9 protein-coding genes are annotated in these 8,154 nt (G+C 68.0%); 1 reads left to right on the forward strand and 8 read right to left on the reverse strand.

Annotation, left to right across the window (positions count from 1 at the left end; all coding sequences use genetic code 11):
• The 8 genes from VF794_RS00315 to VF794_RS00350 form a co-directional block, all read right to left on the reverse strand.
• On the reverse strand, nt 1–661 hold a 661-nt coding region (locus VF794_RS00315), incomplete at its 3' end, for an AMIN domain-containing protein (RefSeq protein WP_331106542.1).
• A gap of 51 nt (nt 662–712) precedes the next feature.
• Nucleotides 713–1,282: a pilus assembly protein PilP gene (locus tag VF794_RS00320; RefSeq protein ID WP_331106544.1), complete on the reverse strand. Its 570-nt coding sequence runs from the start codon at nt 1,280–1,282 to the stop codon at nt 713–715.
• A gap of 49 nt (nt 1,283–1,331) precedes the next feature.
• A complete protein-coding gene (locus VF794_RS00325) occupies nt 1,332–1,931 on the reverse strand; it encodes a type 4a pilus biogenesis protein PilO (RefSeq protein WP_331106546.1) in 600 nt (199 codons plus the stop codon).
• Nucleotides 1,932–1,944: 13 nt separating this feature from the next.
• Nucleotides 1,945–2,625, reverse strand: a complete 681-nt coding sequence (locus tag VF794_RS00330) for a PilN domain-containing protein (protein ID WP_331106547.1) — start codon at nt 2,623–2,625, stop codon at nt 1,945–1,947.
• 33 nt (nt 2,626–2,658) lie between these two features.
• Nucleotides 2,659–3,741, reverse strand: a complete 1,083-nt coding sequence (pilM, locus tag VF794_RS00335) for a type IV pilus assembly protein PilM (protein WP_331106549.1) — start codon at nt 3,739–3,741, stop codon at nt 2,659–2,661.
• A 220-nt stretch (nt 3,742–3,961) separates the two neighbouring features.
• Nucleotides 3,962–5,377: a sigma-54 dependent transcriptional regulator gene (locus VF794_RS00340; RefSeq protein WP_331106551.1), complete on the reverse strand. Its 1,416-nt coding sequence runs from the start codon at nt 5,375–5,377 to the stop codon at nt 3,962–3,964.
• Nucleotides 5,378–5,427: 50 nt separating this feature from the next.
• Nucleotides 5,428–6,549, reverse strand: coding sequence for a sensor histidine kinase (locus tag VF794_RS00345; RefSeq protein WP_331106553.1), 1,122 nt, complete (start codon nt 6,547–6,549; stop codon nt 5,428–5,430).
• 16 nt (nt 6,550–6,565) lie between these two features.
• On the reverse strand, nt 6,566–7,450 hold the full coding sequence (locus VF794_RS00350; RefSeq protein WP_331106557.1) for a prepilin peptidase: 885 nt from the start codon (nt 7,448–7,450) through the stop codon (nt 6,566–6,568).
• Nucleotides 7,451–7,760: 310 nt separating this feature from the next.
• Here VF794_RS00350 and VF794_RS00355 point away from each other — a divergent pair.
• Nucleotides 7,761–8,154, forward strand: a 394-nt coding sequence (locus tag VF794_RS00355; RefSeq protein ID WP_331106555.1) for a prepilin-type N-terminal cleavage/methylation domain-containing protein, incomplete at its 3' end; no start/stop codon positions are given.

Genomic DNA, 8,154 nt, shown 5'->3' on the forward strand with positions numbered 1-8,154 from the left:
ACAGGCTGGTGATGCGGCGCGCCGGGTGCGCCACCTCGCGCTCGTCCGCCTCGGCCGCCACCACGTTCTCGGGCAGCGCGGCGGCCTTCTTCTCCTGCGGCTCGGCCGCGGCCGGCTGCGGCACGGGGGCCACCTCCGGAGCGGGCTCGGCCTTGGCCACGGCGGGCTCGGGCTGGGCGACGGGCGCCGGCTTCACCTCGGCCGCGGCCGGAGCCACGACCTCCGCCTTCGCCTCGGCCGCCGGAGCCGCGGCCCCGTCCACCGAGATGATGACGCGGTTGCCATCCGCGCGCACGTCGTACTGGGAGGCCTGGGTCAGCGCCACCAGGACCCGGCCCACGCTCGCGCGTGCATCCGAGAACTGGGAGGCCACCACCCCGGAGACCGGACCCTGGCCGCCGTGGGCGCCCTTGATGCCCGTGGCGTCCGCGGACGAGAGATCCACCACCAGCCGTTCCGGCCCACTGAGCCGGAAGACGGTGAAGGTGGGCGCCCGCGTGCCCGTCACCACCACCTGGGCGCCCGCTCCCGTCTGCACGACCTTCAGGTCGCGCAACGTATTGAGCTCGGCGGCCTCGGCCCCGACGCCCACGATGGCGACCAACAACGCAGTCACCATGTTCATCAACTTGCCCCTCGTCACAACGCTCTCCTCGAGCATGCTTCCCCTCAACAAGTTGCAGTGGGCCCGGGAGCCGGGCCAGCTACGGAACTACGGCTCCCAGTTCTTGCCCGTAATCAGGTCGTAGGCGGGGTCCCGCGTGGTGTCCTGCCGCAGCTCCAGCTTCACCTGGTTGGCGATCGCTCGCTCCGCGGTGGTGATGACCTCGGTGACGACGACCTCGTCACGAAGGATCTGCGTCACCTTGCCACCCTGGCGACCCATCCGGGTGTTGCGGCGCACGATGTGGCCGCGACCCATCGGGTCCTCGACCATGGCCATCGGGTTGGCGTCACCCGTGACCACCGCGACCAGCTTCAGCTGATCGATGTCCCACTGGCAGAGCGGCTCGCTACAAGAGGCCTGTCCAGCGGGCTGTGTCGTGTCCGTCTTTATCTCATCGACGGGGCTGCGGAACGGGTCGCGCTTGCCCACCGGGTTGTAGCTGTAGACGTAGGTGGCCGTAGCCGCCGCCGCCTGTCCGGTGGACGCAGTCGTCTCCTTCGCCGCGGCCTGCGGGCGCGCGGGAATGGCCGCGGGAGGTGGCTCGGCTTCCTCGCCGCAACCCGCGAGCACGAGGGCCAATGCCCCCGAGATGAACATGGAGTGGAACGTCTTCATCCTCAGTCCCCTTGTCGCCCCATTTCCAGGACCGATCAAGTTTCTGAAACTACTTGGTGGATTTCGCCGGCGCAGCGGTCTGCACGAAGCGGAAGGTGGTGGCCATGAACGAGCTATTGAGAATCACCTTCTCGTTCTTCGTCTTGGCGCCATTGAGCTGGATGTTGTTCACATTCACGATGCGCCGCATGTTCGCCACTTCCTGAAGGAACATGGCGATCTCGTGATAGTTGCCGGACACGGCCATGCGGATGGGGATGCGCGCGAAGAAGTCGCCGCCGCCCACCGTCTCCGGGCCCGGCTCCACGCGGGAGATCTCCAGCCCGGACTTCTTGCCGATGTCGTTGAGCTGCGCGAGCAGCTCCTCGACGTCCTTGTTCTCCGGCAGCTCGGTGAGGGCCTCGGCGAGCTTCTGCTCCAGCACATCCATCTCGCGCCGGCGCTCGTTGAGGTTCTGGGCGATCTCGCTCTTCTCCGCCAGGTCCATGTCGAGCCGGCGCTGCTCGGCGCGCTGGCCCTCCATCTCCTCCTCCAGGGGCTGGATGACCCAGAAGAAGTTGGCGGCGGTCAACAACACCACCGCGGCCGCCAGCCCGCCGAACTTCACCGCGGGGGGCGCCTTCACGATCTTATCGAGGTGCTTGTCCATCGTGTGGGCTCTCTTAGATGGCGTAGTTGGCGTTGAGGGAGATGTCGAAGTCCACCGTGGACACCTGCCCCGGAACGGAGGAGTTGCCCTTCTGCGCGGTGCTCTTCAGGTCGACGTTGGAGAAGAAGGGCTTGATGTCGCCCACCGGGAACTCCTCGATGGTGACATCCGCCGCGAGCAGCTCCACGCGGGACGTCTTGGCCTCACGGCGCTGCTCCACCAGCCGGCCGATGCCCTTGGGCGTCCACACCATGCTGTTGAGGTTGCGCATGAGCTCGGCCACGTCGTCGTGGCTGACGGCCGAGCCGACCAGCTTCACGGTGCCGCGCTCCTCGGCGAAGGTGTTGATCCACGCCTTCTTGGGCAGGGCGGTGGCGAGCGCGTCCAGCAAGCGCACCGGGCCGTTGCGGCCGCGGCGCAGCTCGTCGAGCACCGCCAGCTTCTTCTCCACCTCGGTCTTGCGGGCGTTGATGTTCTTCACCTCGCCGATGGTCTTGTCGAGCTCGGCGATGCGCGCGCGGGTGGCGTCCAGGCCGGCGGCCTGCCGTTGGACCACGTCATCGCGGTCCGAATACCAGAAGAAATTGCCCACGCAGGCGGCGAGGAGAACGATGGCGAAGAGGACCAGGATCTGCCGGCCCTTCTCCCCCGTCACTTTCGCCCGGACGGGCAACAGGTTGATGCGAATCATCATGTGCGTCGGTCCTTCGAAGCGAAAGAAGAGGGATCAGCCGAGCTTGTCACCGGGCTTGCGCAGAGCCAGACCCACGGCCACCGCGGCCATCGGCGCCACCTCCATGATGAAGGAGGGGTCGAACTTGCGGTTGTCCACGTCGATCTTCCGGAACGGATTGAGGATCTCCACCGGAACGCCCACGCGGGTCTCGATCGTCTTGAACAGCGCCGGAATCTTGGCGGTTCCACCGGACAGGTAGACCTTGGTGAACGTGGCATCCACGGCCGTGCCCGCGTAGAAGTCCAGCGAGCGCTGGATTTCGCCGGCCACCTGCTCGGCCACGCTCTGCAGCACGCGCTCGACTTCCTGGGGAACCACCGCGTCCGAGTCCCCGCGCGTGCCACCGATCTTCAGCGCCTCGGCCTCCTCGTAGGAGACGTTGAGCTGCTTCTGGATCTCCTCGGTGAACTGGTTGCCACCGATGGTGACGTCGCGGGTGAAGACCGTGATGCCGTTGGAGATGATGTTGATGTTCACCACCGAGGCGCCCGCGTTGATGAGCACCACCGTCTCCTTGTCGGGGACGTCGTAGTTGGTGGCGAACATGTTCTGGACGGCGAAGGCGTCCACGTCCACCACCACCGGCAGGAGCCCCGACTCGGAGACCACCGTGGTGTAGTCGTTGATCATGTCCTTCTTGGCCGCGACCAGCAGCACGTCCATCTGGCCCGTGGCGTCATTGCCGCCCGAGTCCAGGATCTGCGTGTCGATGTTCACGTCCTTGACGTCGAAGGGGATGTACTGCTCCGCCTCCCACTGGATGCTCTCCTCGAGCTCTTCCTGGCTCATGCGAGGCATCTGAATCTTCTTGATGATGACCGAGTGACCGGAGACGCCGATGGCGACCTCCTTGCTCTTCACCTTGAGCTCGGACATCAGCTCCTGAAGCGCCTGGACGATGGCGGTGGAGTTCATCAACGCGCCGTCGACGATCGCCTCGGGAGGAAGCGGCTTCATGCCAAAGTTCTGCAGCGCGTAGCTCACCTGGCCACGCTTGCGCTGCTCCTTGAGCAGGATCATCTTCACCGAGGTCGATCCGATATCGAGACCGAGAGCCAGCTTTCCCTTCGCCATTCAGTCGTTACTCCTGGAGGGGCCACCAGCGTAGCACCGGCTTGCGAGCCCTCCTAAAAAGTGCTTCGCGCCTGCCCGTGAAGCTGGCGGCCAATCTATTCTGTCCCCCGAAAATCCACGGCGGTGCGCCCACGCCGTTCATCGGAAGCCGATTTTCAGGCTCCAGCGACGTTCAGTCAAATCGGACCGTTTGCCGCTCCGTCCGCTGCCGGGCAGGCAGTCAGCCTCGTTCCCCCTCCGCATCGGGGTCGATTCCATACTCCTTGATTTTGTACAGCAGGGCCCGATGGCTGATTTCCAGGACCTCGGCGGCCCGGGTGCGGTTGCCCCGGGTGCGGCGTAGGGCGGCGCGGATGTAGGTCTCCTCCAGCTCTCGCATGGCCTGCTTGAGGGAGAGGTTGCCCTCGGGAGGGGGACGTGTAGGGGTGGGAGTGGGAGCCGGGACTCGAGGGGGGGCGGACCAGAGCCGCTCTGGCAGGTTGCGCGGGAGGATCAGCTCTCCCTCGGCGAGCAGGACCGCGCGCTCCATCGCGTTCTCCAGCTCTCGCACGTTGCCGGGCCAGGCGTAGGACGTCAGCAGGGCCTCGGCCTCGGGGCTGAAGCCGAGCACGGGCGACTCGCGGTTGAGCTCGCGGTTGAAGCGGGTGAGGAAGGCGCGCGCCAGCAGGGGGATGTCCCCGGGGCGCTCGCGCAGGGGGGGCACCCGGACATTCACCACGTTGAGGCGGTAGTAGAGGTCCTCGCGGAACTCGCCCCGCTCCACCAGCCGGCCCAGGTCGCGCAGCGTGGCGGCGATGACGCGCACGTCCACCTTCTCCGCGCGGTTCTCCCCCACCGGGCGGACTTCGCCCTCCTGTAGCACGCGCAACAGCTTCACCTGGGCGGCCGGGGGCAGCTCCCCCACCTCGTCGAGGAAGAGCGTGCCCCCATCCGCCTCGCTGAAGAGGCCGCGCCGGGCGGTGCGCGCGTCGGTGAAGGCGCCCTTGGCGTGGCCGAAGAGCTCGCTCTCGATGAGGCCGGCGGGAATGGCGCCGCAGTTGACGGCGACGAAGGACATGGCGGCCCGGGGCGAGCGCGCGTGCAGCGCCTTCGCGATGAGTTCCTTGCCCGTGCCACTCTCGCCGGTGACGAGGACGGTGGTGTTCACCGGCGCGAGCCGCTCCACCTGCCGCAGCACCTCGCGAAGGGACTCGCTCTGCCCGAGGATGTGCTCGGCCGGCGTGGCGCCCCCTCCCCCCTGGAGACGCCGGTTCTCCCGCACCAGGCGCTCGCGCTCCTCCGCCTTGCGCAGCACGAAGACGATCTCCTCGGGCTTGAAGGGCTTGCGCACGTAGTCGTACGCGCCGGCGCCCACCGCCTCGAGCGCCTGCTCCTGCGAGCCATACGCGCTCATCACCACCACCGTCAGTCCCGGGTGCTCGGCGATGGCATGGCGCAGCACGGACAGGCCGTCGCGCCGGGGCATGCGCACATCACACAGCAGCACGTCGTAGCTGCGCGCGGCCAGCTCCCGCACCGCCTCGTCGCCATCCGCCACGGCACGCACCTCGTAGCCCAGGCCGGACAGCACCAGGGTGAGCACGTGGCGGAGCGACGGCTCGTCATCGGCGACGAGGATGCTGCGGAAGAGGGCCATGGGAGCACCCCAGGAGTAGCCCACTCCCGGGAAGTCGGCCAGATTCCGCCTCAGACGGCTGGGAGGCGGACGGAGAAGCGAGCCCCGTCTCCAGGGACGTTCTCCGCCGTCAGTCGCCCCCCCATGCCCTCGGCGAGGCTGCGCGAGACGGCCAGCCCCAGTCCCGTGCCCTGGCCGGGCTCCTTGGTGGTGAAGAAGGGCTCGAAGAGGCGCGGCATCACCTCCTCCGGGATGCCCGGCCCCGCGTCCTCCACCACCAGCAGCACGTCCCCCCCCTCACTCCGGGTGGCGAGCCGCACCTTCCCCTCCCCTCCCATGGCCTGCACCGCGTTGAGCAGCAGGTTGATGATGATCTGCGACAGGGAGCCGGAGTCCGCCCACGCGAGCAGGCCGGGCGTGAGCGCGAACTCCAGCCGCACGGACGAGAAGTCCCTCCCCGCCTTCACGAGCTGCACGCACGTCTCCACCAGGTGCCCCACGTCCACCGGCCCCAGCTTCCCCCGCCCCGGGCGGCCGATCTCCAGCAGTCCTCGCACGATGCCGTCGATGCGCTGCACCTCCTGATCGATGCGCCCGAGGAACTCCTGCACCTCGGGGTCCTGGGTGCGGGCGCTGGCCAGTGAGAGGTAGCCGAGGATGCCCGCCAGCGGATTACCCACCTCGTGGGCGACGCCCGCGGCGAGCCGGCCCACCGTGGCCAGCCGCTCCGAGGAGACGAGCTCGGTCTGCGCCTGGGTCAGGCGCGCGTTGGCGGCACGCAGGGCCTGCACCTGACGCCGGGTGGTCTCCTGCTCCTGCTGGAGCGCCACCGTCATGCGCGAGAGCGCCCGTTGGATGCGCGAGAGCAACGGCCCCGCGCTCTCCGGCATCGCGGCGTCCAGCTCCAGTCGGCCGAGCTGCTCCACCAGCTCCTCGGTGCGGCGCAGCGGCCGGCCCACCATGAAGTCCAGCACCCCGTAGGCCACGAGGGTGAGCAGCACCAGGTCCAGCGCGAGGAGGAAGGGCAGCGAGCCGATCGTCCGCGCGAGCAGGGCGGCCTCCCTCGAGCCGTGGGCCGCGCCCTGGCGGGCCACCTCCATCAGCGCGAGCAGCGGTCGCTGGAGGGTGAACCAGGTGAGGCCCGTGCCCACCACGCTGAGCAGGAAGGCGACACTGGCGACGCGCCACTTCATCCGCGCACGCCCCCGCTCACCGCACTCCCGTCAGCAGCACGTCCACCGGCAACGGCAGCACCTCGCGCAGCCAGGGACCGAGCAGCATCACCTCGAGCGCGGCGAGCGACAGCCAGGGGCCGAACGGGATGTTGGTGGGGCCCGGTACCCAGTCGTCCTCATCGTCCGCCTCCTCGCTCGTGCGCTCCGCTCCCGTCTGCTCGGGCCCCGAGCCGGGCTCCGTCGCCGGGGGCGGCGCGGTGGGGGCCTCGGGCGCGGGTGCCGGTCCCGCCCGTCCGTGGATGAGCAGCATCACCACGCCCACCACCGCGCCCTGGAACGAGGAGAGGAAGATGACGCCGAGCAGCGGCTTCCAGGTGAGGAAGGCCCCGATGAGCGCCAGCAGGAACTTGTCCCCCCCACCCAGCGCCTCCTTCTTGAAGATCAGCCTCCCCAGCCACTCCATCCCCCAGAAGACGAGGAACCCGGCCGCCGCGCCAATCGCCGCGTCGCGCACCCGCTCCAGCCCCATCGGCACGGACAGCGCCAGCCCGGCGGCGATGCCCGGCAGCGTCAGCTCATGCGGGAGGATCCAGTGCTCCAGATCAATAAAGGAGAGCGACACCAGCAGCAGCACCAGCACGAGGCCCGACACCAGCTCGGGGCTCCAGCCAAAGCGCCGCTGGCAGGAGAGGAAGAGCAACGCGGTGAGCAGCTCGATGAGCGGATAGCGCCAGGAGATGGGCAGTCCACACGCACTGCAGCGCGCCCGCAGCGCGATCCACGAGAATACTGGAATGTTCTCGTACCAGGCGAGTTGATGCCCGCACCTGGGACACCGCGAGCGCGGACTCACGATGCTCTGGTCGTGGGGTACGCGAGCAATCACGACATTCAAGAAACTGCCGAAGAGCAGGCCCATGACGAACACCAGCGCCACGGCCGCTCCCTCCACCAGGTCCTGAGGGGTCACTGTTTCTGCGTCCCTTCTTCCGCGAGAAGCTCCGGGCCGCGCAGCATAGGGCTGCCGCGTGGCCAGCGGGCAGACCATTCCTGTCACCCGAGTGACGAAAATTGGCACCCGCACCGACGCTCCACGTCCATTGGCTCCCCCGGGGTCGCGCTAAGTACCTGGATCGGCGTCGGCGGGCTGATGGGTTGACGGTGGCACCGTTCGTGCTATTGCTCCCGACGGCTTCGGCCGCAACCCACCCTCGGAAGGTAATTCCTCAATGACCCGTCTGTTCGCCCGCAAGAACCGCGGTTTCACGCTCATCGAGCTCATGATCGTGGTTGCCATCATCGGCATCCTCGCCGCCATCGCGATCCCGAACTTCATCAAGTTCCAGGCCCGCTCCAAGCAGGGTGAGGCCAAGGCCAACCTGAAGGCTTGGTTCACCACGCAGCGCGCGTTCCTCCAGGAGAAGGACCGCTACGAGTCCGACATCAAGATCGTCGGCTACGCTCCGGAGCGCGGCAACCGCTACGCTTACTACTTCTCCAGCAGCCCGACCTTCGAGATTCGTGGCGCGGCTGGCATCTCCGCCCTGACCTCCGCCACCGCCATCACGGTGGACACCGGTAAGTTCAACGGCGCCCGCACCAACCCCCCCTACAAGCCGATCA

The organism is Archangium sp. (assembly GCF_036389735.1).
Taxonomy (GTDB): domain Bacteria; phylum Myxococcota; class Myxococcia; order Myxococcales; family Myxococcaceae; genus Archangium.

Coding starts and splice junctions, on each gene's coding strand:
- pilM (WP_331106549.1), bottom strand. CDS start 3,741: ATGGCGAAGGGAAAGCTGGCTCTCGGTCTCGATATCGGATCGACCTCG.
- VF794_RS00320 (WP_331106544.1), bottom strand. CDS start 1,282: ATGAAGACGTTCCACTCCATGTTCATCTCGGGGGCATTGGCCCTCGTG.
- VF794_RS00350 (WP_331106557.1), bottom strand. CDS start 7,450: ATGGGCCTGCTCTTCGGCAGTTTCTTGAATGTCGTGATTGCTCGCGTA.
- VF794_RS00330 (WP_331106547.1), bottom strand. CDS start 2,625: ATGATGATTCGCATCAACCTGTTGCCCGTCCGGGCGAAAGTGACGGGG.
- VF794_RS00325 (WP_331106546.1), bottom strand. CDS start 1,931: ATGGACAAGCACCTCGATAAGATCGTGAAGGCGCCCCCCGCGGTGAAG.
- VF794_RS00345 (WP_331106553.1), bottom strand. CDS start 6,549: ATGAAGTGGCGCGTCGCCAGTGTCGCCTTCCTGCTCAGCGTGGTGGGC.
- VF794_RS00340 (WP_331106551.1), bottom strand. CDS start 5,377: ATGGCCCTCTTCCGCAGCATCCTCGTCGCCGATGACGAGCCGTCGCTC.